The sequence below is a fragment of the Streptomyces sp. NPDC052012 genome (assembly GCF_040689265.1).
Taxonomy (GTDB): Bacteria; Actinomycetota; Actinomycetes; order Streptomycetales; family Streptomycetaceae; genus Streptomyces.
Map to the genome: position 1 here is coordinate 1 of NZ_JBFAXA010000028.1, position 21,457 is coordinate 21,457.

The window sequence follows — 21,457 nt, forward strand, 5'->3', positions numbered from 1 at the left end:
GCGATCGCCTCGTCGAAGGAGTTGGTGTGCAGCGACTGCGTACCGCCCAGCACCGCCGCCAGACCCTGCACCGCGACCCGGACCAGGTTCACCTCCGGCTGCTGCGCCGTCAGCTGCACCCCGGCCGTCTGCGTGTGGAACCGCAGCATCATCGACTTCGGATTCCGCGCGCCGAACTCCTCCCGCATCACCCGCGCCCACACCCGCCGGGCCGCCCGGAACTTCGCCACCTCCTCCAGCAGCGTGGTGCGCGCCACGAAGAAGAACGACAACCGAGGGGCGAAGTCGTCCACGTCCATCCCGGCCGCCACCGCCGTGCGCACGTACGCGATACCGTCCGCCAGCGTGAACGCGATCTCCTGCGCCGGCGAGGCGCCCGCCTCCGCCATGTGATACCCGGAGATCGAGATCGTGTTCCACCTCGGGATCTCGGCCTTGCAGTACTGGAAGATGTCCGCGGTCAGCCGCAGCGACGGCTTCGGCGGGAAGATGTACGTGCCCCGCGCGATGTACTCCTTCAGCACATCGTTCTGAATCGTCCCCGTCAGCTGCCGCGCAGACACCCCCTGTTCCTCGGCCACCAGCTGGTACAGCAACAGCAGCAGCGCCGCCGGCGCGTTGATCGTCATCGACGTCGACACCTGGTCCAGCGGGATCCCGCCGAACAGCACCCGCATGTCGTCCATCGAGTCGATCGCCACCCCCACCTTGCCGACCTCACCGTGCGCGATCGGCGCATCGGAGTCATGCCCCATCTGCGTGGGCAGATCGAACGCCACCGACAACCCCGTCGTGCCATGCGCGATCAGATCCCGGTACCGGGCATTGGACTCCGCCGCCGTACCGAAGCCGGCGTACTGCCGCATCGTCCACGGACGACCCGTATACATCGACGGATAGACCCCACGAGTGAACGGATAGGAACCCGGCTCGCCCAGCCTCTCCCCCGGATCCCAGCCCTCCAGGACCTCCGGCCCGTAGACCGGTTCGATGGGCAGTCCGGACTCCGACTCGCGCGTCATCGTGTGAGCCTCCCGCCAGTCGGTGGGTCGTCGGTGGAGGATGTCGTTCGGTCACTCACCACCATGCCCCGTAGTTCGGAACCGGTCACGTCCGGGGAGACATCTGTCAGGCGAGGGCCGGTGGTGTCCCGGTGAGACGGCGGGGGGCTTGGGTGCGTAGGACGGGCATGAGGAAGAGAACGAGCGCCGCCGTCTCGGCACTGGCGGCCGTGTCGGTCTGCGCGGCGGCCGGGTGCACGGTGCAGCCGGCCGGCGGGGACGGCAAGCAGCAGTCGCCGGTGCGCATCGAGCTGCCGAGCGGCACGCCGTCCGGGGCCGGGAAGGACCGGCCGGAGGGATCCGGTGACGGGCGGGACGCCGCCCCGGAGCGGCCCGTGCCGAAGCGGTCCGCTCCCCCGAAGCCGTCCGCGCCGCCGCCGCGGGTGCTGTGGTCCCCCGGTGACACCGGACGCGACGTCCGTGAGCTCCAGGCCCGGCTGCGTCAGGCCGCCTGGCTGCTCCACGGGCCGACCGGCAGGTACGACGAGCTGACGGCGAAGGCCGTCCGGGGCTTCCAGGGCAAGCGGGGACTGCCGCGGACCGGGCGGACCGACACCGTCACCTGGCAGCGGCTGGTGCGGATGACGCGTGAGCCCGGCACCTGGGATCTGTATCTCATGGGCGGCCAGCCGGCCGACGCGCCCGACCCGCGCTGCCGGACCGGGCGGGTGCTGTGCATCAGCAAGTCGAGCCGCACCCTGCGCTGGATGGTCGACGGACGCACGCTGGCGACGATGCCGGTCCGCTTCGGCTCCCAGTACACGCCCACCCGCGAGGGGGTGTTCCGCGTCTACTGGAAGTCCCGGCACCACGTGTCCACGCTCTACGACTCACCGATGCCGTACGCCATGTTCTTCAGCGGCGGGCAGGCCGTGCACTTCTCGTCCGACTTCGCCGCCCGCGGGTACGCCGGTGCCTCCCACGGCTGCGTCAACGTACGGGACGAGGCGGCCATCGCCGGGCTGTACGCGCAGGTGCGCAAGGGCGACAAAGTCGTCGTGCACTGGTGAGGGAGATTCGGGGCGCGGGCGGGACCGGGGGAACGTGTCCCGCCCGCGCCAATGCACGAGCCGCAGGTACGGGGGGAACCCCGGCTCTGTGCGACGGCCGATGACCAGTCGGCTCACTCATTACTGCGCCATGGCGGCCGAAAACGTCACACCCTTCGGCGAAGAAATTTTGGCCGGGCGGAAAAACGCAGGTCAGACGGGCTGGCGGGGAGAAAAATCGGGGTCACCCGGCCGGGTCAACCGGTCATCGAGCACGGCGGACGTCACCCGGGCGTGGCGGCTCCCGGCGCCGCCGTCGGCGGCCCTGGCGCCGGTGTCCCTGCCGTTACCGTTTCCGTTTCCGTGTCCGTCGCCGCCGCCGTGCCGGCCCTGACGGTCCTTGCCGCCGTGCCGGTCGCTGCCGCCGCCGTGCCTGCCGTGGCCGCGACGGTCACTGTCCTTGTCCTCGTCGCCGCCGGCGTCCTCGCGCTCGCCCTCGCCGGCGCGCTCGCGGGTGTCCTGCTCGGCGCCCTTCGTGAGCTCGGAGCCGACGTCGGCGGTGGCCAGGACGCCCTTGCAGTACGTGGCGACGCGGGAGGCGTTGCCGGCCGCGCCCTCGAGCATGCGCCGGCGGTCGCCGTCGAGGCCCCTGCCGTCGCGCAGGTCGCGGCAGGCCGCGGCGATCTGCTTCCAGTCCCGGCCCGAACGGGCCGCCGGGTCACCGGAGTCCGCACCCGGCTTCGCCGTGCCGCCGCCGCCCGGGTCCTTGTCGCCGGGGGCGGCGGATCCGTCCGGTCGCGCCGTGCCGGCGGCGCCCGCGGAGGGCTGTCCGCCGCTGTCGGGGGTGGCGCCGCCCCGCGTGCCCTCCGGTGACTCGGGTGACGCCAGGGGGCGTTCGTTCGGCGCGGCGGTGGCCGTGACAGAGGCGGCCGGGTCGGATCCGGGGTCGCCGGCCGGGCCCGGGAGGACTCCGGTTCCGGCCAGGGCGGCGGCCCCGCCGACCATGCCGGCGGCCACCGCGGCGGCCAGCGCGAACCGGACCGGACGCGTCCAGCGCGGCCGGCGGGCGGTCGCGGGTGCGTCCGTGCGCGGGGTGCCGATGCGGACGACGCCCGCCTCCACGGCCGCAGGTGCGGTCCTGCGGCCCGCGCCGTGCGGCTCGTACCGTCCGTCGCGCTCCTCGCGCGCCTTGCGGAAGGCGGCGAGGGCCGCGGCCTCGCCGGGGAGTTCCTCGCTGGTCAGCGGGGCCGGGGAGAGCGCGCCGAGGGTCCTGGCGAGGCGTTCGGCCCGTTCGCGGGCAGCCGGATCGGCAGCTTCGGGCGGCAGGCCGCTCAGCAAACGCTCCGCCGTCTCGCGGTCCAGCCACCTGTGCTGCTCGTCGGCCATCACATGTCCTTCTGCGTCCGCGCTCGCATATGCGTCACACTCGCGGACGTCACCGCACGGCGGTGCGGTTCTCTCTGGGGCGGGAGGGCGTCGAGCACCCCGGCGGATTCCGGATGCGCCTCCGGATCGTCGCCGATCATGTCCGCCAGTCGTTTCAGGCCACGGTGCGCGGCGGTCCGTACGGCGCCGGGCCGCTTGCCGAGCGTCTCGGCGGCGGTCTTCGCGTCGAGGCCCACGACCACCCGCAGCACGACGGCCTCGGCCTGGTCCTGCGGCAGCCGGGAGATGAGGGAGAACGTGCCGTCGGTGGCCAGCGCCTCGATGGCCTCACCGGCGGTGTCGGACTCGGCGGCCCGCCCGGCCAGCTCGGTCTCGTCGCCGCCGATCGCGGGGCGGCGGCCGCGCATGCGTATGTGGTCCAGGGCGCGGTTGCGGGCGATCCGGGCGGCCCAGCCGCGGAACCGGTCCGCGTCACCGCTGAACCGCTCCAGGTCACGGGCGATCTGCAGCCACGCCTCGGACGTCACGTCCTCGGCGTCGGGTTCGCCGACCAGTGTCCGTACGTACCCCAGCAGCCGCGGGTGCACGGCGCGGTACACAGTCCGGAACGCGGTCTCGTCCCCGTCCTGTGCCGCACGCACCGCGGCGGTCAACTCCGCGTCGTCCCCCAGCACCGCAGGCCCTTCTGCGCCCAGACCGGCGCCGCTCTCGCGGACCGGGTCGCTCGCCGTTGTGGTTCCTCGTTTGGTCGTCGCGGTATCAAGACCGCTGGTGGTCGCGGTGGTCCTGCCCCCGCCACGATGGCGCGAAAGGCACGTTACGACCTGAAACCACTCGCCGTCCATGTCTGTCCAGGATGCAACTAACCCGTGACACAGCGGGGTGTGACAGAAAACGCACTCCCGGCGCTGTAGGTAGTACGGGCCGCCGCGCGGCCCGTGCCGCGCGACGGCCGGGGCCTCTCCTGTGGGGGGTGGCGGCCCCGGCCGTTGCTTTGGCCACGGCACGCCGCAGCCACGGGCGCGTGCGGTGTCGTACGTCCTGCCTGGTCACGGGCGTAGGTTACGGGGTCTTGCCGTCCGGCCGGCCGGGCGCACCCCGGTCGCCGCCCTTGCCGCCGGTCTCACCGCTCCGGTCGCCGCCGGTTCCGCCGCTCCCCTCGCCGCCGGTTCCGCCGCTCCCCTCGCCGCCGGTTCCGCCGCTCCGGTCGCCGCCGGTGTCGCCGCTCCCCTCGCCGCCCGGGTTGCCCGTGGGACCCTTCTCGGCCGGCGCGGGATCAGCGGTCTTCTGCTCCTCCCGCGTCTGCCCGGCGCAGTAGGCGTCGACGTTCTCCTCGCCGCCCGCGGCCTGGGTGAGCCGCTGCCACGCGGTCGCGTCGAGCGCCTTGCCCCGGCCGCCGACCAGTTCGTACGCACGGCAGTGGGCCTCGATGTCCTGTGCCGCGGCGGGGCGGTCCGGTTGCGCCGAGGCGCCGGGGGCGGCGGGGCCGGTGGCCGACGGGCGGCCCGCGGGCGGGCCGGACGGGGCGGGCGAGGTGCCGGTGCGGTCACGGTCGTCGGGGGCGTCCGTGGCGGGTCCGGGGGTGCCGATACCCGCGACCGCGACGCCGCTGAGGGTGAGCCCGGCGAGCAGGACCCCGAGCAGGGCCTTCACCGAGTGGCCGCGCAGCCGTCGCTCACGGGGCCGCCAGTCGTCCCGGCGCCGGGTGCGCGCCCGGTGCGCTCCGCTGTCGCGGGCGGCGCGGAAGGCGGCGAGGGCCCGCTGCTCGGCCTCGGTGGCCTCGCTCTCGGCGGCGAGGCGCAGGGCGGCGGCCAGTCGCTCCTCCAGCGCGGCCTCGTCGAAGCCGCCGGCGCGGCCGTCGGCCTGCCGACGGCCGGGGGCCGTTCGGCCGCTGTGCCCTTCACCCATGTCCGCTGTCCGTTCCCGTCCGGCTGCGCGGCCGGTCCGACGTGTTCGTGGTGCCGGCCGTGCGCCCGCGCCCGTACATACGGCTCAGCAGCCGCAGCCGACTCACGCGCCGCTCGGGCCGGTCCGGGCCGCGGCTGAGGCCGTTCACTTCGACTCACCCAGCGTCCGGGGGCCGTCATCCGTCACACCCGCCGCGCCCAGTTGCTTCGCCAGACGCTTCAGCCCGCGGTAGGCGGCGGTGCGCACCGCGCCCGGCCGCTTGCCGAGGACGCGTGCGGCGGCGGTGCCGTCGAGGCCGACGACGACCCGCAGCAGCACCGCCTCGGCCTGCTCGCGCGGCAGCCCGCGGATCAGTTCCAGGGCGTACTCGGTCGACAGGGTCTCCAGGACCTGATCGTGCGTGCTCTGCGGCCCGGGCAGCTCCAGGACGTCCTGCTCGAGTGCCGACGCGCGGGGCCGTACCCGCTGCCGGCGCAGATGGTCCAGCGCCCGGTGCCGGGCGATCGTCGCCGTCCAGCCGCGGAAACCGGCCCCGTCGCCCTTGAAGCGGCCGAGGTCGCGGGCGATCTCCAGCCAGGCGTCGGAGGCCACGTCCTCGGCGTCGTCGCCGACCAGCCCGCGCAGATAGCCGAGCAGTCCGGGCTGCACGATCCGGTAGGCGACCGCGAAGGCGGCCTCGTCACCCTCCTGGGCCCGCGCGACGACCGCGCCCAGTTCCCCGTCGTTCGCGTGCACGCGGCGGGGTTCCCCTCCCTGGCCCAAGAACTGTCCTCGTCCGTACCGGTTCCGTGGCGGATCCGTGCCGTGCGGCACGGTCGTGCTTGCCCTTGTCCTCCACGGTCATCAGCGCCGGGCCGGACGCAAGTGTCACAGGGAGGCCGGCACGGCGCGGTTTCCCGTGCGGGCGTCGGCGTGACAACGGCAAGCAAAACGTGACGTGTGTCACTTAGGGCCCCGCCGCGGTGATGTTTCTTCAGCGGTCAGCGCTGGAAGAGCGGGCCATCCATGTGACGGATGTGCCACGTGTGACCAATGACTTTCAGGCCCTCGAGGGGCCTTCTATCGGGTGGGGTTCGTCTTGAGTCGTCGTACTCGTCGTACGTCGCGTGCGTACAGACCGCTGAGCCTGAAACGAAGGGCGTGGCTGACGCTCGGCGCGGTGGTCGTGGGAGGGGGCGGCATCGTGACGTACGCCGTCGCCGGGCCGTCCGAGGAGCCCGGGCCGCCGGAGCTGCAGCCCAAGCGGCCCGTCAAGGTGTACGACCTCGCCCTCCAGGGCACCGGCAGCAGCAAGCGTGCGCTGCCGCGCAGGGGAACCGAGCAGTTCTCCCTCGTCGGCGTCTCCTGGACCGGCGCCGCGAAGCACATCGACGGCACCGCGCAGGTGCGCACCCGCGGCATCGAGAGCGGTGAGTGGAGTGCCTGGCAGGACCTCGAGGTGGACGAGGATCCGCCCGAGGACGTCGAGCCGGGCATGCGGGGCGCCTCCGCGCCGCTGTGGGTCGGCCCCTCCGACGGCGTCGAGGTGCAGGTGGTGCGCGCCGACGGCACGTCAAGTGCCGGACTGCCCAAGGGGCTCGAGGTCAACCTGGTCGACCCGGGTGTCGTGACCAAGGCCGAGCGGCGCTACGACCCCGCCTCGGTCGAGCCCGCGGCGTACGCCGCCGAGACCGCTCCCGCCACGGAGCCGGCCGCGAGCTCCGGCGCGCCGAGCACCGGTGCCACCGGGCCGGAGGCCACGGCCTCCGTCTCGCCGTCCGGTTCGCCCTCGCCGTCCGACTCCGTGCCGGCCTCCCCCACGGGATCCGTCCCTCCCACGGACACCGCGTCGCCGTCGCCGACCGCGACCAAGCCGACCGCGCCGCCGTCCACCGTCACCCGGCCGCCCATCGTCTCCCGGGCGCAGTGGGGCGCGGACGAGACGAAGGTGGAGGACCCGCCCACGTACATCGACAAGGTGCAGGCCGTGTTCGTGCACCACACGGTCGGTTCCAACAGCTACAGCTGCGCCGAGTCGGCGTCCCTGGTGCGCGGCATCATGGCGTACCACGTCGAGGTGAACGGCTGGAACGACCTCGGCTACAACTTCCTGGTCGACAAGTGCGGCCAGATCTTCGAGGGCCGCGGCGGCGGCGCCGACCTGCCGGTGACCGGCGCGCACACCTACGGCTTCAACAGCTACTCCACGGGCATCGCCGTCCTCGGCGACTACCAGGGGGACGCGGCGAAGGGCGTTCCGGCCGGCAAGCCGACGCGCGCCGCGCTGGAGTCGGTCGCCCGGGTGGCCGCCTGGAAGCTGGGCCAGTACGGCGGCGACCCCAAGGGCACGGTCACGCTGACCGCGGCGGGCAGCACCGGCGTCTGGGACAACGGTGAGCAGGCCACCCTCAACACCATCTCCGGTCACCGCGACGGCTACGCCACCGCGTGCCCCGGCACCAACCTGTACTCCAAGCTCGGTGAGATCCGCCGCTTCGCCGCGAGCGCCGGGAGGAACGCGGCGATCCCGACCGCGGACCACAACCGGGACGGCGTGACCGACCTGGTCGCCGGTGTGCCGAAGGCCAACGCGGTGCGGGTGGTTCCGGGCAGCGTGAACGGGCCCGTCACCTCCGCAGCGGTCGCGCTCACCCAGAGCAGCCCCGGAGTTCCCGGTTCCTCCGAGTCCGGTGACGGCTTCGGCTCCTCCACCGCCTGGGGTGACGTCAACGGCGACGGCTACGCCGACCTCGCGATCGGCGCGCCCGGCGAGGACGACACCAGCGGCCACGCCGACCGCGGAGCGGTCACCGTCCTGTACGGCCCGGCGCTGAACACCGGCTTCTCGTACACCACGTCCGGCGTCACGCAGACCGGCGCCAAGCTGGGCACCACGGTCGCCGTCGGTGACTTCGACGGCGACGGCAAGGCGGACGTCTTCGCGGCCGGCACCGGCCGGGGCGGCAACTGGAACGCCCGCACGACCGGCGGGGCCACCAAGTACGGCACGCTGACCTCCGCCACGGGTGCGGTCGCCCACCTGGACGCCGCCACCGGTGACTTCAACCGGGACGGCTACGCGGACGTCGCCGTCAACTACCGCGACACCGGCGGCATCGGCCGTGTCGTCCGCTTCGCGGGCTCCGCGTCGGGGCTGACCAAGGCCGGTGTCATCTCGGTCAGGGGCGGCCGGTCGATCGCCGCGGGCGACTTCAACGGCAACGGCTACGACGACATCGTGATCGGCCAGCCGGTCGCCGCCGAGTCCGGCGGCTCCGCGCCGGGCGGCCGGATCACCATGGTCCTCGGCACGTCGAGCGGGTTCACCACGACCGGTCTGAAGACGCTCCACCAGGACACGGCGTCCGTCCCCGGCGGCAACGAGTCCGGTGACGCCCTCGGCACCTCCGTCTCCGCCGGTGACGTCAACGCCGACGGCTACGCGGACGTCCTGGCCGGCGCCCCCGGCGAGGACCTCAGCCGCAGCGGCGCCAACCGCTCCGACGCGGGCGACGCACTGCTGTTCAAGGGTTCCTCGTCCGGTCTCACCGGCTCCGGTTCCATCGCCGTGTCCCAGGACACCGCCGGTGTGCCGGGTTCCACCGAGTCCGGTGACCGGTTCGGTTCCGCCGTGTCGCTGACGGACCTGTCCGGCTACGGCCGCGCGGACGTCACGGTCGGCGCCGAGGGCGAGGACACCTACGACGGCGTCCTGCTGTACGTCCCGGGCAACAGCGCGGGGCTCGGCTTCGGGGACTCGTTCGTGTTCGGCAGGGGCACGCTGGGGATCCCGGCGGACACCCGGCTGGGGCAGACGCTGACGCCGTGACGGCGGGGGCCTCGTGCCGCGGGCGGAGCCGGGTGACCGGTTCCGCCCGCGGGCGTTCTCAGGGCCTCGCGGTCCCGCTCGACGCGTCCCGGCACAGCAGCCGCAGCGACCCGTCGCCCGTGTAGCAGCGGCGGGCCTCCTCGACGGGGTCCCAGAGGCGGCCGTCGGGGGTGCGGACCCAGTGGTCGCCGCCCGAGGCCCACCACTCGCCGCCGGTCTGACGCACGATCACCTCACCGGCGTACGCCCCGAACCCGCGCAGCACCGTCTCGACGGCGGCGTACGGGGCGGACTCGCGGCGGATGCTCTCGATCATCCGGTCGACGCTCCACAGACTGCGCGCCGAGTAGTCGAGGCGCAGCCGTGCTCCTTCGCGCATCGCCGCCACCGCGTCCGCCGCCCACCGGACGGGTTTCGCGGCGGCGGAGGGCCTGGTCTGCTGCTGTGTCGTCACGTTCGTCGCAGTCGTCACATGGGAAAGAGCGCCCCGGCGCCGCGTTTCGTCACGGGATTCCGGCGGCTTTCCGCAACCGGCGCGGGATGGGCGCAGGTCCGCCCCACCTCCACCGCACGACTGTCACAGGTCACCTGGACGGCACCCCGGGACTAACCGTCCCTGCGGCTGCGGCGGGACAGGGCGGCGCGCAGGACGCGGCGACCCTCCGTCGTCACCTCCAGGGCCCGGCGCAGCCCGGCCGGGCCGTGGCCGGCGAGGACCTCCAGGACGGTGACCTGGCGGCGCAGTTCGGCGGCGACGAGCGGTGACATGCCGTCGGTGCGGCCCTCGCGGGGCGCGTCGACGGTGTCGGTGCGGTCCTCGGCGGGGTCGGCGCCGTCGAGGAGGCGGTGGATGCGCAGGGCGGCGACGGAGCAGGCGTCGGCCCAGGGCCGCAGTTCCCCGGCGGAGCGTTCCGCCGGGGCCGCGGCGAGCATGCGGTGCGCGAGGGTCACGGCCTCGTCGGCGGCTCCGGGCTGGTCGAGCTTGTCGCGCAGCAGCGCCAGCTGCTCCGGCCAGTCGCCCGGGGCGGCGTCCGCGGCGAGGCTCGCCCACAGCGGGCGCAGCAGCTCGTCGTCGCCGCCCAGCACCGGCACACAGCGATCCAAACAAGCCAACCCGCTCACGGCCAGCCCGAGCTCGTCGGCCTGCGCGATCCGTTCCACAAGGCTCATCCACGCCTCCCTCAGCGGGGTGTCACGGGCCCCCGGTGAGGCCCTGACGGGCCTCGTCCCTCACGGAGCCCGCACTTCCCCTTACTGCGTGCGACGGCCCGGGAGTGTCACTCGGGTACCACCCCGAGCCGGTCCAGCAGACGGAAGAAGAGGTTTTCGGCCACCGGGTCGGGGTCGGCGGACAACACCTCCACCAGTTCCTCGGCGGACACGGTGTGCCCGGCCTCGGCGGCCCAGTCGACGGCGCGGTCGGCCGCGTCCCGGGGTTCGAGGAAGTAGTCCTCGAGCGTGAGCTCCTCCTCGCCGCCCCCGCCGATGTACCCGGCCATCGCGGTGCGCGCCAGGCAGGTCGTCCACGCGCCGCTCTCCGGCGCCGCCGCCTCCACGACCACGCAGTCGCTGTCCATGACGTAGCCGAACAGCGCCGGTGCGCCGGTCTCGCGTGCGACGTCGTTCATGTTCCCGATGTCGCCGCCGCCGCTCGGGTACTCCCACACCTGCCAGCCGTCCGGCGCCGAGGTGCGCAGGGTCATGCCCTGGGCGGCGCCGGCCAGCGCGTCCAGTTCGGCGAGCGGCCGCTCCCCACGGCCCACGACGAAATACCCCCAAAAACCCATGTGCTGATGTTCCCCCTGATGTATCGGTTCGGGCTCAGCAGAACACCACCACAGTCGCACGGCAGTTCGCAGCCGTATGCGGCAATCCGTCCCTGGTGCGGGGGCGTCGGCGGGTCAGCCGAGCCGGTCCGCCAGGGCGCGGAACTCCGCCCAGGACAGGGCGGGCCGGTCCGGATTCCACAGCTTCTGGACCGTCGCCCGCAGCGGCAGCCGGATACCGGCCGCGACCTGCTCCTGGGTCTGGGAGCGGGGCAGGTCGCCCCAGATGGCGAAGGACCCGCCGATGATCTGGTCGTCGTAGCGCTCCGGCACGGCGGTGGTGCCGCGCAGCACCCGCGGCGTCCACTGCTCGTAGATCCGCTGTCCCGTCGGGTAGACGAAGGTCAGCGGCTCGCCGAGGACGTAGTAGAGGAACTCGTCGTTGTAGTTGATGACCTTGCGGCCCTCGGCGAGATACTCGGCGGGCTGCCGGGCGCCGATCTCCTTGCCGGTCCAGTAGGCGACCTGGATGTCCTTCGCGGCCTGCACCGACCCGCCCCGGAAGAAGCCGTCGTTCCAGGCGCGGGGCGTGCGGTCGTGCGCGCGGACGGTGGCGGCCCGGTCGTTCAGCCAGCCGGTGGTCAGGTCCTCGACGGTCGCCCCGGGGCCGTAGCGCTCCCGCGCCGCGGCGGCGAGCTTCGGGAACGACGCCTCGGGGTCGGACACCACCAGCGCCTGGTACTCGTCGGCGCCGAGGTGCCACTGCCGGCCGGGGAACAGCCCGGCGTACTCCTTCAGCAGGTCGTCGACGATCCGGGCGGACTCCTCCTCGGAGATGTCGATGGCGCCGCGCACGGCCCCGCCGCTCGCGTTGCGCAGCTGGAGGTCCGGGTGCGCGGCGATGACCGCGCCCAGGTGGCCCGGGGAGTCGATCTCGGGCACGACGGTGATGTGCCGGCTCGCCGCGAGGTCGACGATCTCCTTCACCTGCGTCTTGGTGAGGTGATCCCGCGACACGACCTCGGGGTGCGAGTCGGACTCGATGCGGAAGCCCTGGTCGTCGGAGAAGTGCAGCCCGAGCTCGTTGAACTTCAGGTCGCCGAGCTCGCGGATCCGGTCCTCGATCCAGTCGGCGCTGTAGTGCTTGCGCGCGATGTCCAGCATCAGGCCGCGCCGCTGCTTTGCGGGCTCGTCGCGCACCACGCCCTCGGGTGCGGTGCCGGCGCCCTTGATCTCCTGCTTGAGTGTGCGGGTGCCGTAGAACACGCCCGCCTCGCCCGGCCCGCTGACGGTCACCCGCCCGCCCCGCACGGTCAGGGTGTACGACTCGGGATTCGCCCCGGAGTCCCGGTTCAGCACCAGCCGAAGGTCCCCCGCCCGCTCGTCGTCCTTCTCCCCCGCGTACGTCAGTCCCAGCTCACCGGCTATCAGCCGCCCCTCGTCGGCCAGCGCGGGATCGTCCACGACCACCCGGTGGCCTTTCGCGGGCTGCCAGCCCGGTCCGCGCTCGGCCGTGTGGTCGCGCACCGCGGGTATGGTGCGCGGCGCCGCCGACAGCGGATACGAGCGACTGGGACTCGGACTGGGGCTCTCCCCCGGCGTCGTCCCGGCGGCCCGGCCGGACCCGTCACCCCGCCCCTCGGAGGAGGTCGCCGCCGGCCCCTCGGACCCGCCGTCGTCGTCCGAGGAGGCCCAGAGCCCGAGACTGACGCCCGTCGCGGCGACCAGCGCGCCCGCGGTGAGGGCCACGACCGCCACCCGCCGCTGCTTGATCCTCTGCACGGATGCCCGACGCCTGTGCTGCCGCTGCTGCCTGTGCTGACTCACACCCGCCAACCTACGGCCCATCCGGGTGAAGGACGTCGTCGAGCCGTTCCGAAACTCTGCCGTCCGGGTGAATTTCGGATATCGATCGGACACGTCGTGGGCTCACTCGATAACGTGATGTCACAACTCTCACACCATCCACCGGACCCACACGCGACACCCACGAGGACCCACGCTGCCTGCGCACCGTCTCCCAGACCTCCCCGGCCGTGTCGCCATACCCGGACAGTCCCGCGACACGCCCCCACTGATCCTTTTCAACGCGGCCCCGCCGGACGTCGCCCAGCGCACCTTGCTGACCTGCCTGCACAGCCACACCTGGGCCCAGCGCGTCGCAGGCCACCGCCCGTACCCGGACGTGCCGTCCCTCCTGGCGGCCGCGGACGAGGCGGCGTACGACCTGAGCACCGAGGATCTGACCGAGGCCCTGGCCGCCGAGTCGATGCCCGCCCTCCCGGAGGACACCTACTCGGCCGCCCATACGGCCCTGAACGCGGCGCAGGCGGCGTACGAGACCAAGTTCGGACATGTGTTCGTCGTCTGCCTGGACGGGGTTCCCGCGCAGGAGTCCCTGGACCATGTCCTCGAGGCCATCCGGTCACGATTGGCGAACGATCCGGAAGAGGAACGGTCCGTGGTGGCCGACGAACTCCGTGGACTGGCCAAGCAACGGCTGCGGCACGCCCTCAGGGGCGCGGGGAACCGCGCGACCGGCCACTGACACGCCGCACCCGGCAAACCACCGCAAACCCCACCCCGGTAGCCGCTCCCTAGCCCAGACGCGTGCCACTTTGATCACACCGCGAGGCCCCCTGTGAGCGCCGCAGGCAACCGTCGCTACGATGCTGGGGGCCGGTGGACCGTACCCGGCCGGGCCCGACCGACACGACAAAGCCGGCGCGGCCCCAATCCCCGCTCCCGGAGGAAACTTCCGTGCCGGCTGGAACGCTGTACCGCGGCCGGGAAGGAATGTGGTCCTGGGTGGCTCACCGAGTCACCGGCGTCCTCATTTTCTTCTTCCTGTTCGTTCACGTGCTGGACACCGCCCTCGTGCGGGTGTCCCCGGAGGCCTACGACACCGTCGTGGCCACGTACAAGACGCCGATCGTCGCGCTGCTGGAGTACGGCCTCGTCGCCGCCATCCTCTTCCACGCGCTCAACGGCCTGCGTGTCATCGCCGTCGACTTCTGGATCAAGGGCGCCCGGTACCAGAAGCAGATGCTCTGGACCGTCGTCGCCGTGTGGGTCGTGCTGATGCTCGGGGCGATCTACCCCGTCCTCGGTCACGCCGCTCGTGAACTGTTCGGGAGCTGACGCCAATGTCCACGACTGAAACCTCCGCCTCGGGAATCGGCCCCGTCGAGGGCGCGTCCCTCTACTCCGTCGACAACCCGGCGCCGGTCATCGAGCCCCCGCGCAAGCGCACCAAGAAGACCCCGAAGACCACCCGCGGCAACTTCGAGCTGGCCGCGTGGCTGTTCATGCGCCTGTCGGGCGTCGTGCTGGTCGTGCTGGTCATCGGTCACCTGCTGATCCAGCTGGTGCTGGACGGCGGCGTGTCCAAGATCGGCTTCGCCTTCGTGGCCGGCCGCTGGGCGAGCCCCTTCTGGCAGGTCTGGGACCTGCTGATGCTGTGGCTCGCGATGCTGCACGGCGCGAACGGCCTGCGCACGGTCATCAACGACTACGCGGAGCGGCCGAACACCCGGCTGTGGCTCAAGGGCCTGCTCTACACCGCCACGGTGTTCACCATCCTGCTGGGCACGCTGGTGATCTTCACCTTCGACCCGAACATCCGCTAGGCACGGGGCTGCGAGAATCATGAAGATCCACAAGTACGACACCGTCATCGTCGGCGCCGGTGGCGCCGGTATGCGCGCCGCCATCGAGTCGACGAAGCGCAGCCGCACCGCTGTCCTGACCAAGCTCTACCCCACCCGCTCCCACACGGGCGCCGCGCAGGGCGGCATGGCCGCCGCGCTGGCCAACGTGGAGGAGGACAACTGGGAGTGGCACACCTTCGACACGGTCAAGGGCGGTGACTACCTGGTCGACCAGGACGCCGCCGAGATCCTGGCGAAGGAGGCCATCGACTCCGTCCTCGACCTGGAGAAGATGGGCCTGCCGTTCAACCGCACCCCGAACGGCACCATCGACCAGCGCCGCTTCGGCGGTCACTCCCGCAACCACGGCGAGGCCCCGGTCCGCCGGTCCTGCTACGCCGCGGACCGCACCGGCCACATGATCCTCCAGACGCTGTACCAGAACTGCGTGAAGGAGGGCGTGGAGTTCTTCAACGAGTTCTACGTCCTCGACCAGCTGATCACCGAGGTCGACGGCGTGAAGCGCTCGGCCGGTGTGGTGGCGTACGAGCTGGCCACCGGTGAGATCCACGTCTTCCAGGCGAAGGCCGTGATCTACGCCTCGGGCGGCTGCGGCAAGTTCTTCAAGGTGACGTCCAACGCGCACACGCTGACCGGTGACGGCCAGGCGGCCGTCTACCGGCGGGGCATCCCGCTGGAGGACATGGAGTTCTTCCAGTTCCACCCGACCGGTATCTGGCGCATGGGCATCCTGCTGACGGAGGGTGCCCGCGGTGAGGGCGGCATCCTGCGCAACAAGGACGGCGAGCGCTTCATGGAGAAGTACGCGCCGGTCATGAAGGACCTCGCCTCGCGCGACGTCGTCTCCCGCTCCATCTACACGGAGATCCGTGAGGGCCGCGGCTGCGGTCCCGAGGGCGACCACGTCTACCTGGACCTGACGCACCTGCCGCCGGAGCAGCTGGACGCCAAGCTGCCGGACATCACCGAGTTCGCGCGGACGTACCTCGGTATCGAGCCGTACACGGACCCCATCCCGATCCAGCCCACGGCGCACTACGCGATGGGCGGCATCCCGACGAACGTCGAGGGTGAGGTCCTGGCGGACAACACCACGGTCGTCCCGGGCCTGTACGCGGCCGGTGAGGTCGCGTGCGTGTCCGTGCACGGCGCCAACCGCCTGGGCACCAACTCGCTGCTGGACATCAACGTGTTCGGCAAGCGGGCCGGTATCGCGGCGGCGGAGTACTCGCAGCGGGCCGACTTCGTGGAGCTGCCGGAGGACCCGGAGGCCTTCGTCGTCGGGCAGATCGAGCGGCTGCGCTCCTCCACCGGCACCGAGCGGGTGGCCCAGCTCCGCAAGGAGCTGCAGGAGACCATGGACGCCAACGTCATGGTGTTCCGCACCGAGCAGACGATCAAGACGGCGGTCGAGAAGATCGCCGAGCTGCGCGAGCGCTACAAGAACGTCGCCATCCAGGACAAGGGCAAGCGGTTCAACACGGACCTGCTGGAAGCGATCGAGCTGGGCAACCTGCTGGACCTCGCCGAGGTCATGGCGGTGTCCGCCCTCGCCCGCAAGGAGTCGCGCGGCGGTCACTACCGCGAGGACTACCCGAACCGCGACGACGTCAACTTCATGCGCCACACCATGGCGTACCGCGAGGTCGGCGCCGACGGCTCCGAGACCGTCCGTCTGGACTACAAGCCGGTCGTCCAGACCCGCTACCAGCCGATGGAGCGTAAGTACTGATGGCTACCCCTGTTCTGGACAAGGCGGACGCGGCCGGCAAGCCCGAGCCCGGTTTCGCCGACTCGCCCTACATCACCGTCACCTTCCGGATCCGCCGGTTCAACCCGGAGGTCTCGGCGGAGGCGACCTGGGAAGACTTCCAGCTGGAGATCGACCCCAAGGAGCGTGTCCTCGACGGCCTGCACAAGATCAAGTGGGATCTGGACGGCACGCTGACCTTCCGCCGCTCCTGCGCCCACGGCATCTGCGGCTCGGACGCCATGCGGATCAACGGCAAGAACCGCCTGGCGTGCAAGACGCTGATCAAGGACATCAACCCGGAGAAGCCGATCACGGTCGAGCCCATCAAGGGCCTGACGGTCCTGAAGGACCTGGTCGTGGACATGGAGCCGTTCTTCCAGGCGTACCGGGACGTGATGCCCTTCCTGATCACGAAGGACACCAACGAGCCGACGCGTGAGCGTCTGCAGTCGGCGGAGGACCGCGAGCGCTTCGACGACACCACGAAGTGCATCCTGTGCGCGGCCTGCACCACGTCCTGCCCGGTCTTCTGGAACGACGGCCAGTACTTCGGCCCGGCCGCCATCGTCAACGCGCACCGCTTCATCTTCGACTCGCGTGACGAGGCCGGCGAGCAGCGCCTGGAGATCCTCAACGACCGCGACGGCGTCTGGCGCTGCCGCACCACCTTCAACTGCACGGACGCCTGTCCGCGCGGTATCGAGGTCACGAAGGCGATCGCCGAGGTGAAGCGAGCGCTGATCACGCGCCGCTACTGAGGCCGACGTCGGCTGTACGTCCGTGAGGGCCCCGTCTCCTGTGGAGGCGGGGCCCTTCGCCATGTACGTGACGCACGGCACGCGAACCTCTGTTGAACATGTTCAAAAAAGGGGGCTACAGTCATCCTGTCAGCGTTTTGAACGCGTTCAAGAAAGGCTGGGGGATCATGGACCGTACGGTCGTCGCCTATGTCATCTATCTGGTGGTCAGCATCGCGCTGACCGTGTGGGTGGCGCGCACGCTCAGCAGGAACGGGCGGGTGTTCCTCGCCGATGTGCTGAAGGGGAACGAGAAGCTGGCGGACGCGGTCAACCACCTGCTGGTGGTGGGCTTCTATCTGGTCAACCTCGGCTTCGTGGCGCTGTACCTGAACGACAGCGGGTCGATCGACGACACCCGCGGGATCTTCGAGGCGCTGTCGGCCAAGCTCGGGGTGGTGCTGCTGGTGCTCGGCGTGATGCACCTGGGCAACGTGTACGTCCTCAACCGGATCCGGCGACGCGGGGTGATGGAGCGGGAGCAGGTGCCGCCCGTACCGGCGCAGGACTGGGTGGCCCCGTCGGCCGGGGTGTGAGCGCCGTGGCGGCCACCGCCGAGGACCGGGACGCGGTGCGCGTCCCGGTCCGCCGGCTCACCGTGCTGTACGACGCCGAGTGCTCGCTGTGCCGCTTCGTGCGGGACTGGCTGGTGCGCCAGCCGCAGCTGGTGCCGCTGGAGCTGGTCCCGGCGGGGTCCGAGGCGGCGCGGGAGCGCTTCCCCGGGCTCGATCACCGGAGCACTCTCGAGGAGATCACCGTCGTCGGGGACGCCGGGCAGGTCTACCGGGGCGCCGCAGCCTGGATCGTCACCCTGTGGGCGCTGCGTGAGCACCGTCCCCTCGCACACCGGCTGAGCACCCCCTCGGGGGCCCGGCTCGCCAAGGGGGCCGTGCTCGCCGCCGCCAAGTGGCGCGGGGCCCAGTGGCCGTCCGGGGCGCGGTGGGGCGGGCAGGCGTATCCGCGCCGCGAGGGGTGGGCGTACGATCCCCGCGACGGCTGGCACTACATGCCTCCCGGGTGCGCGGACGGCTCCTGCTCCACGCACTGAGCGCCCGTCCTGCGGCCCCTGTTCCTGGCGTTAGGCTCCTTTCCGTGCCCGTGAAGAACGACGGCCCCGGCGACGGTGGCGCACCCAGCAAGTCCGAGCAGACCCGTGCCCTGATCCTGGAGACGGCCATGCGGCTGTTCCAGGAGCGCGGGTACGACAAGACGACCATGCGGGCCATCGCCAAGGAGGCCGGGGTCTCCGTCGGCAACGCGTACTACTACTTCGACGGCAAGGAACACCTCATCCAGGGCTTCTACGACCGGATCGCCGCCGAGCACCAGCAGGCGGTCCGGGAGGTCCTGGCACGGGAGACCGACCTGGAGGCGCGGCTCGCGGGCGTGCTGAAGGCGTGGCTGGACATCGCCACGCCGTACCACGAGTTCGCGGTGCAGTTCTTCAAGAACGCCGCCGACCCGGACAGCCCGCTCAGCCCGTTCTCGCCGGAGTCGGAGCACGCGCGCACCGAGGCGATCAGCGTGCACCGCGCGGTCCTCGCCGGGACGAGGACGAAGGTGCCCGAGGAACTGCGCGACATCCTGCCCGAGTTGATGTGGCTCGCCCAGATGGGGCTGTGCCTCTACTGGATCTTCGACCGGACCGAGGGCCGCGAGCGCAGCTACCGGCTCGCCGAGCGCGGCGCCCGGCTCACCGCACGCGGTGTCGCGCTGGCCCGTTTCCGCGTGCTGCGGCCCCTCGTACGGGACGTGCACGAGCTGTTCACGGAGTTCCTGCCGGGGATGACCGGGGCGCTGCCCGACCCGGCGAGGAAGCGGGCGCCCGCCGGCCGCCGGCCGTGACGGCGACGGGCGCCCCCGGACAGGTCAGTTGACCGGGTCCATGTCGCCCACGGCGAGCTCCACGTCGTACACCGTCGGGCCGTCGGACACCGTGACGTGCGCCGCGCGGGAGGCGAACGGGGTGGCGGTGACCGCGATCAGGTAGGTGCCCGGGCCCGGCACGGACAGGATGTACGCGCCGTCGGCCAGGGACACCACGCGGTCCAGCTGGCGTCCGCCCGCCGTCAGCAGCGTGACCGCCGCGCCGTCCACCGGCTCGCCGTCGGCGGTGCGGACGAAGCCGTGTACGACGGAGGACGCACCGGGGGTCCGCGGTTCCGGGGCCGCCTTCGCCGTGTCCTCCTTCGGTTCGACCGCCAGATGCGGCAGCCGCCGGTCCAGCCAGGCCGGCAGCCACCAGTTGGACGTGCCGAGCAGATGCATCACGGCCGGCACCAGCGCCGTGCGCAGGATGAACGCGTCCAGCGCGACCGCGGCGGCCAGGCCGACGCCCGCCATGGCGGCCCCGTAGTCGCCGCTGAGCACGAAGGCGAGGAAGACGCACACCATGATCAGGGCCGCGGAGTTGATGACCCGGCTGGTCTCGGCGAGACCGACGCGGACCGCGCGGGCGTTGTCCCGCGTGTGCACCCACTCCTCGTGCATCCGGCTCACCAGGAACACCTGGTAGTCCATGGACAGGCCGAACAGGAGCGAGAGCATGATGATCGGCAGGAAGGCCGCGATCGGGCCCTCCTTGCCGAGGCCGAGCAGGTCCAGGCCCCAGCCCCACTGGAAGATCGCCACCAGGACGCCGAAGGAGGCCGCCGCCGCGAGCAGGTTCATCAGCGCCGCCGTCAACGGCACCACCAGCGAGCGGAACGCGACGAGCAGGAGCAGGAAACCGAGGCCGATGATCGTGGCGACGAACAGGGGCAGGCGGTCGCCGGTGACGGAGGCGAAGTCCTTGGACACGGCGGTCACACCGCCCACATGGGCCTCGGCGCCCGCGCCGGGGATGACGTCCTCGCGCAGGGTGTCGATCAGCCGGTCCGTCCGTTCGTCCGTCGGGGACGTGGTGGGCACCACCTGGAGGACCGTGACGCCGTTCGCGGGCGGTGCGGCGGCGACCTGGGCGACGCCCTCGGTCCGCTCCACCGCCGTCACGAGACTCGGGGACGCCTCGCCGTCGACCACCACCTGGAGGGGGCCGTTGAAGCCGGGACCGAAGCCCTCGGCGAGCAGGTCGTAGGCCTTCCTGGTGGTCGTGGACGCCTCGTCGTTGCCCTGGTCGACCGTGCCGAGGCGCAGCGACAGCAGCGGGACGGCGAGGGCGGCCATCAGGACCACGGCCAGCACGGCGACGGAGCGCGGGCGCCGCTGGACGCCGGCGGCCCAGCGGGCGGCGAGGCCGCTCGCCTGCTCCGTCTCGGGCCCCTGGGCGGCGAGCCGGCGCCGCTGGCGGCGGCTGAGCACCCGGTGGCCGAGGAGTCCGAGCAGCGCCGGCAGCAGGGTGACGGCCGCGAGCACGCTGAGCACGACGGTGAGCGAGGTGCCGATGACCACACCGTCCAGGAAGCGCAGGTTCGTCACCAGCATCCCGGCGAGCGCGATGCAGACCGTGCCGCCGGCGAACAGCACCGCCCGGCCGGAGGTGTTGAGGGCGGTGACCGCCGCCTCCTCGGGGTCGGCGCCGCGCAGGATGCCGCGCCGGTGCCGGGTGACGATGAACAGGGCGTAGTCGATGCCGACGCCCAGGCCGATCAACGTGGCCAGCAGCGAGGCGAGTTCGGGCACGTCGGTGACATGGCTGAGCAGCTGGGTGCCGAACATGCCGGTGCCGACGCCGAAGACGGCGACCACGATCGGCAGCAGCATCGCGAACAGCGACCCGAACGCCACGAACAGCACCACGGCCGCCGCGAGGATGCCGACCAACTCGGCCGTTCCCGTGGGCGGTTCCTGGACGCGGGTGATGGCCTGGCCGCCCAGCTCCACCTGAAGTCCGTCGCCGGCCGCGTCCTTGGCCGTGTCGACGACGTCCTGCACCAGTTCCTTCGGCACCGCGTCCGCCTGTTCGGCGAACGTCACCTGCGCGTAGGCGATCCGCCCGTCCCGGCTGATCTGCGCCGCGCCCCGCGCCCCGTAGGGGTCGGTGACCTCACCGACGCCCTCCATGCGGCCGATCTCCGCGAGCGCCGGGGCGATCCGGGACCGCACGGCGTCGTCGCGCACGGAACCCTCGTCGACCTTCCACACCACCGTGTCGGTGTCCCCCGCGCGTTCCGGGAACGCCTTCTCCATCAGGTCGTACGCCCGCTTGGAGTCGGTGTCCGGCAGGGAGAAGACGTTCGCGTAGTTCGTGCCCGCGCCGCTCGCCGTCACCGCGAGTCCGAACAGCGCCCCCACCCACAGCAACAGGACCACCAGCCGATGCCGATAGCACCAGCGTGCCAATACCGCCACGTTTGAGCTCCTTCGGTTGCTCGGTAGG

At 72.1% G+C, this 21,457-nt stretch carries 20 protein-coding genes; 10 read left to right on the forward strand and 10 right to left on the reverse strand.

Features of this window, described 5'->3' with window-relative positions; genetic code table 11:
- Positions 1 to 1,022, reverse strand: a 1,022-nt coding sequence (locus tag AB0412_RS30910) for a methylmalonyl-CoA mutase family protein (RefSeq protein WP_366405897.1), incomplete at its 3' end; no start/stop codon positions are given.
- A gap of 167 nt (positions 1,023 to 1,189) precedes the next feature.
- Between AB0412_RS30910 and AB0412_RS30915 the strand changes: the two genes are divergently transcribed.
- Positions 1,190 to 2,071: a L,D-transpeptidase family protein gene (locus AB0412_RS30915; protein ID WP_366405898.1), complete on the forward strand. Its 882-nt coding sequence runs from the start codon at positions 1,190 to 1,192 to the stop codon at positions 2,069 to 2,071.
- Positions 2,072 to 2,263: 192 nt separating this feature from the next.
- Here AB0412_RS30915 and AB0412_RS30920 read toward each other — a convergent pair whose 3' ends face one another.
- The 4 genes from AB0412_RS30920 to AB0412_RS30935 form a co-directional block, all read right to left on the reverse strand.
- On the reverse strand, positions 2,264 to 3,436 hold the full coding sequence (locus tag AB0412_RS30920; protein WP_366405899.1) for a hypothetical protein: 1,173 nt from the start codon (positions 3,434 to 3,436) through the stop codon (positions 2,264 to 2,266).
- Entirely contained in the window at positions 3,436 to 4,110 is a 675-nt protein-coding gene (locus AB0412_RS30925) for an RNA polymerase sigma factor (protein WP_366405900.1), read from the reverse strand. Before AB0412_RS30925 ends, AB0412_RS30920 begins: the two co-directional genes overlap by 1 nt.
- 388 nt (positions 4,111 to 4,498) lie before the next feature.
- On the reverse strand, positions 4,499 to 5,344 hold the full coding sequence (locus AB0412_RS30930) for a hypothetical protein (RefSeq protein WP_366405901.1): 846 nt from the start codon (positions 5,342 to 5,344) through the stop codon (positions 4,499 to 4,501).
- A 144-nt stretch (positions 5,345 to 5,488) separates the two neighbouring features.
- Complete coding sequence (locus AB0412_RS30935) at positions 5,489 to 6,106, reverse strand: RNA polymerase sigma factor (protein ID WP_366405902.1); 618 nt, start codon at positions 6,104 to 6,106, stop codon at positions 5,489 to 5,491.
- A 364-nt stretch (positions 6,107 to 6,470) separates the two neighbouring features.
- Here AB0412_RS30935 and AB0412_RS30940 point away from each other — a divergent pair, with 364 nt between their 5' ends.
- The gene (locus AB0412_RS30940; protein WP_366405975.1) at positions 6,471 to 9,152 is read left to right on the forward strand and encodes an FG-GAP-like repeat-containing protein; all 2,682 of its coding nucleotides are present in this window, start codon (positions 6,471 to 6,473) and stop codon (positions 9,150 to 9,152) included.
- Between the two features lie 58 nt (positions 9,153 to 9,210).
- Here AB0412_RS30940 and AB0412_RS30945 read toward each other — a convergent pair whose 3' ends face one another.
- The 4 genes from AB0412_RS30945 to AB0412_RS30960 all read right to left on the reverse strand — a co-directional run bounded on the left by AB0412_RS30945 (position 9,211) and on the right by AB0412_RS30960 (position 12,766).
- Positions 9,211 to 9,606 (reverse strand): hypothetical protein, encoded by a 396-nt coding sequence (locus AB0412_RS30945; protein WP_366405976.1) that lies wholly within the window; start codon positions 9,604 to 9,606, stop codon positions 9,211 to 9,213.
- Positions 9,607 to 9,758: 152 nt separating this feature from the next.
- Positions 9,759 to 10,322: a hypothetical protein gene (locus AB0412_RS30950; RefSeq protein WP_366405903.1), complete on the reverse strand. Its 564-nt coding sequence runs from the start codon at positions 10,320 to 10,322 to the stop codon at positions 9,759 to 9,761.
- 107 nt (positions 10,323 to 10,429) lie between these two features.
- Positions 10,430 to 10,939 carry a hypothetical protein gene (locus AB0412_RS30955; protein WP_366405904.1) on the reverse strand — a complete coding sequence of 170 codons (510 nt, stop codon included), beginning with the start codon at positions 10,937 to 10,939 and terminating at the stop codon, positions 10,430 to 10,432.
- A gap of 114 nt (positions 10,940 to 11,053) precedes the next feature.
- The gene (locus AB0412_RS30960; RefSeq protein WP_366405905.1) at positions 11,054 to 12,766 is read right to left on the reverse strand and encodes a glycoside hydrolase family 20 protein; all 1,713 of its coding nucleotides are present in this window, start codon (positions 12,764 to 12,766) and stop codon (positions 11,054 to 11,056) included.
- Positions 12,767 to 12,962: 196 nt separating this feature from the next.
- Here AB0412_RS30960 and AB0412_RS30965 point away from each other — a divergent pair, with 196 nt between their 5' ends.
- The 8 genes from AB0412_RS30965 (at position 12,963) to AB0412_RS31000 (ending at position 18,984) form a co-directional block, all read left to right on the forward strand.
- On the forward strand, positions 12,963 to 13,466 hold the full coding sequence (locus tag AB0412_RS30965; RefSeq protein WP_366405977.1) for a 2-oxo-4-hydroxy-4-carboxy-5-ureidoimidazoline decarboxylase: 504 nt from the start codon (positions 12,963 to 12,965) through the stop codon (positions 13,464 to 13,466).
- Between the two features lie 212 nt (positions 13,467 to 13,678).
- Positions 13,679 to 14,059, forward strand: a complete 381-nt coding sequence (sdhC, locus tag AB0412_RS30970) for a succinate dehydrogenase, cytochrome b556 subunit (protein WP_164332902.1) — start codon at positions 13,679 to 13,681, stop codon at positions 14,057 to 14,059.
- Between the two features lie 5 nt (positions 14,060 to 14,064).
- Positions 14,065 to 14,547, forward strand: a complete 483-nt coding sequence (locus AB0412_RS30975; RefSeq protein ID WP_184818201.1) for a succinate dehydrogenase hydrophobic membrane anchor subunit — start codon at positions 14,065 to 14,067, stop codon at positions 14,545 to 14,547.
- Between the two features lie 19 nt (positions 14,548 to 14,566).
- The gene (gene sdhA, locus AB0412_RS30980; RefSeq protein WP_366405906.1) at positions 14,567 to 16,321 is read left to right on the forward strand and encodes a succinate dehydrogenase flavoprotein subunit; all 1,755 of its coding nucleotides are present in this window, start codon (positions 14,567 to 14,569) and stop codon (positions 16,319 to 16,321) included.
- Positions 16,321 to 17,100, forward strand: coding sequence for a succinate dehydrogenase iron-sulfur subunit (locus AB0412_RS30985; protein ID WP_366405907.1), 780 nt, complete (start codon positions 16,321 to 16,323; stop codon positions 17,098 to 17,100). The genes sdhA and AB0412_RS30985 overlap by 1 nt, the downstream gene beginning before the upstream one ends.
- Positions 17,101 to 17,267: 167 nt before the next feature.
- The gene (locus AB0412_RS30990) at positions 17,268 to 17,675 is read left to right on the forward strand and encodes a hypothetical protein (protein ID WP_366405908.1); all 408 of its coding nucleotides are present in this window, start codon (positions 17,268 to 17,270) and stop codon (positions 17,673 to 17,675) included.
- Positions 17,672 to 18,187 (forward strand): DUF393 domain-containing protein, encoded by a 516-nt coding sequence (locus tag AB0412_RS30995; RefSeq protein WP_366405909.1) that lies wholly within the window; start codon positions 17,672 to 17,674, stop codon positions 18,185 to 18,187. Before AB0412_RS30990 ends, AB0412_RS30995 begins: the two co-directional genes overlap by 4 nt.
- Before the next feature lie 44 nt (positions 18,188 to 18,231).
- Complete coding sequence (locus AB0412_RS31000) at positions 18,232 to 18,984, forward strand: TetR family transcriptional regulator (RefSeq protein ID WP_366405910.1); 753 nt, start codon at positions 18,232 to 18,234, stop codon at positions 18,982 to 18,984.
- A 24-nt stretch (positions 18,985 to 19,008) separates the two neighbouring features.
- Here AB0412_RS31000 and AB0412_RS31005 read toward each other — a convergent pair whose 3' ends face one another.
- Positions 19,009 to 21,420 (reverse strand): MMPL family transporter, encoded by a 2,412-nt coding sequence (locus AB0412_RS31005; RefSeq protein WP_366405978.1) that lies wholly within the window; start codon positions 21,418 to 21,420, stop codon positions 19,009 to 19,011.
- Between the last annotated feature and the right edge of the window lie 37 nt (positions 21,421 to 21,457).

What these genes read in the sequence shown, in the direction of transcription:
- AB0412_RS30915 (WP_366405898.1), top strand. Translation starts at nt 1,190, where the DNA reads ATGAGGAAGAGAACGAGCGCCGCCGTCTCGGCACTGGCGGCCGTGTCG.
- AB0412_RS30920 (WP_366405899.1), bottom strand. Translation starts at nt 3,436, where the DNA reads ATGGCCGACGAGCAGCACAGGTGGCTGGACCGCGAGACGGCGGAGCGT.
- AB0412_RS30930 (WP_366405901.1), bottom strand. Translation starts at nt 5,344, where the DNA reads ATGGGTGAAGGGCACAGCGGCCGAACGGCCCCCGGCCGTCGGCAGGCC.
- AB0412_RS30950 (WP_366405903.1), bottom strand. Translation starts at nt 10,322, where the DNA reads ATGAGCCTTGTGGAACGGATCGCGCAGGCCGACGAGCTCGGGCTGGCC.
- AB0412_RS30955 (WP_366405904.1), bottom strand. Translation starts at nt 10,939, where the DNA reads ATGGGTTTTTGGGGGTATTTCGTCGTGGGCCGTGGGGAGCGGCCGCTC.
- AB0412_RS30960 (WP_366405905.1), bottom strand. Translation starts at nt 12,766, where the DNA reads ATGGGCCGTAGGTTGGCGGGTGTGAGTCAGCACAGGCAGCAGCGGCAG.
- AB0412_RS30975 (WP_184818201.1), top strand. Translation starts at nt 14,065, where the DNA reads ATGTCCACGACTGAAACCTCCGCCTCGGGAATCGGCCCCGTCGAGGGC.
- sdhA (WP_366405906.1), top strand. Translation starts at nt 14,567, where the DNA reads ATGAAGATCCACAAGTACGACACCGTCATCGTCGGCGCCGGTGGCGCC.
- AB0412_RS30985 (WP_366405907.1), top strand. Translation starts at nt 16,321, where the DNA reads ATGGCTACCCCTGTTCTGGACAAGGCGGACGCGGCCGGCAAGCCCGAG.
- AB0412_RS30990 (WP_366405908.1), top strand. Translation starts at nt 17,268, where the DNA reads ATGGACCGTACGGTCGTCGCCTATGTCATCTATCTGGTGGTCAGCATC.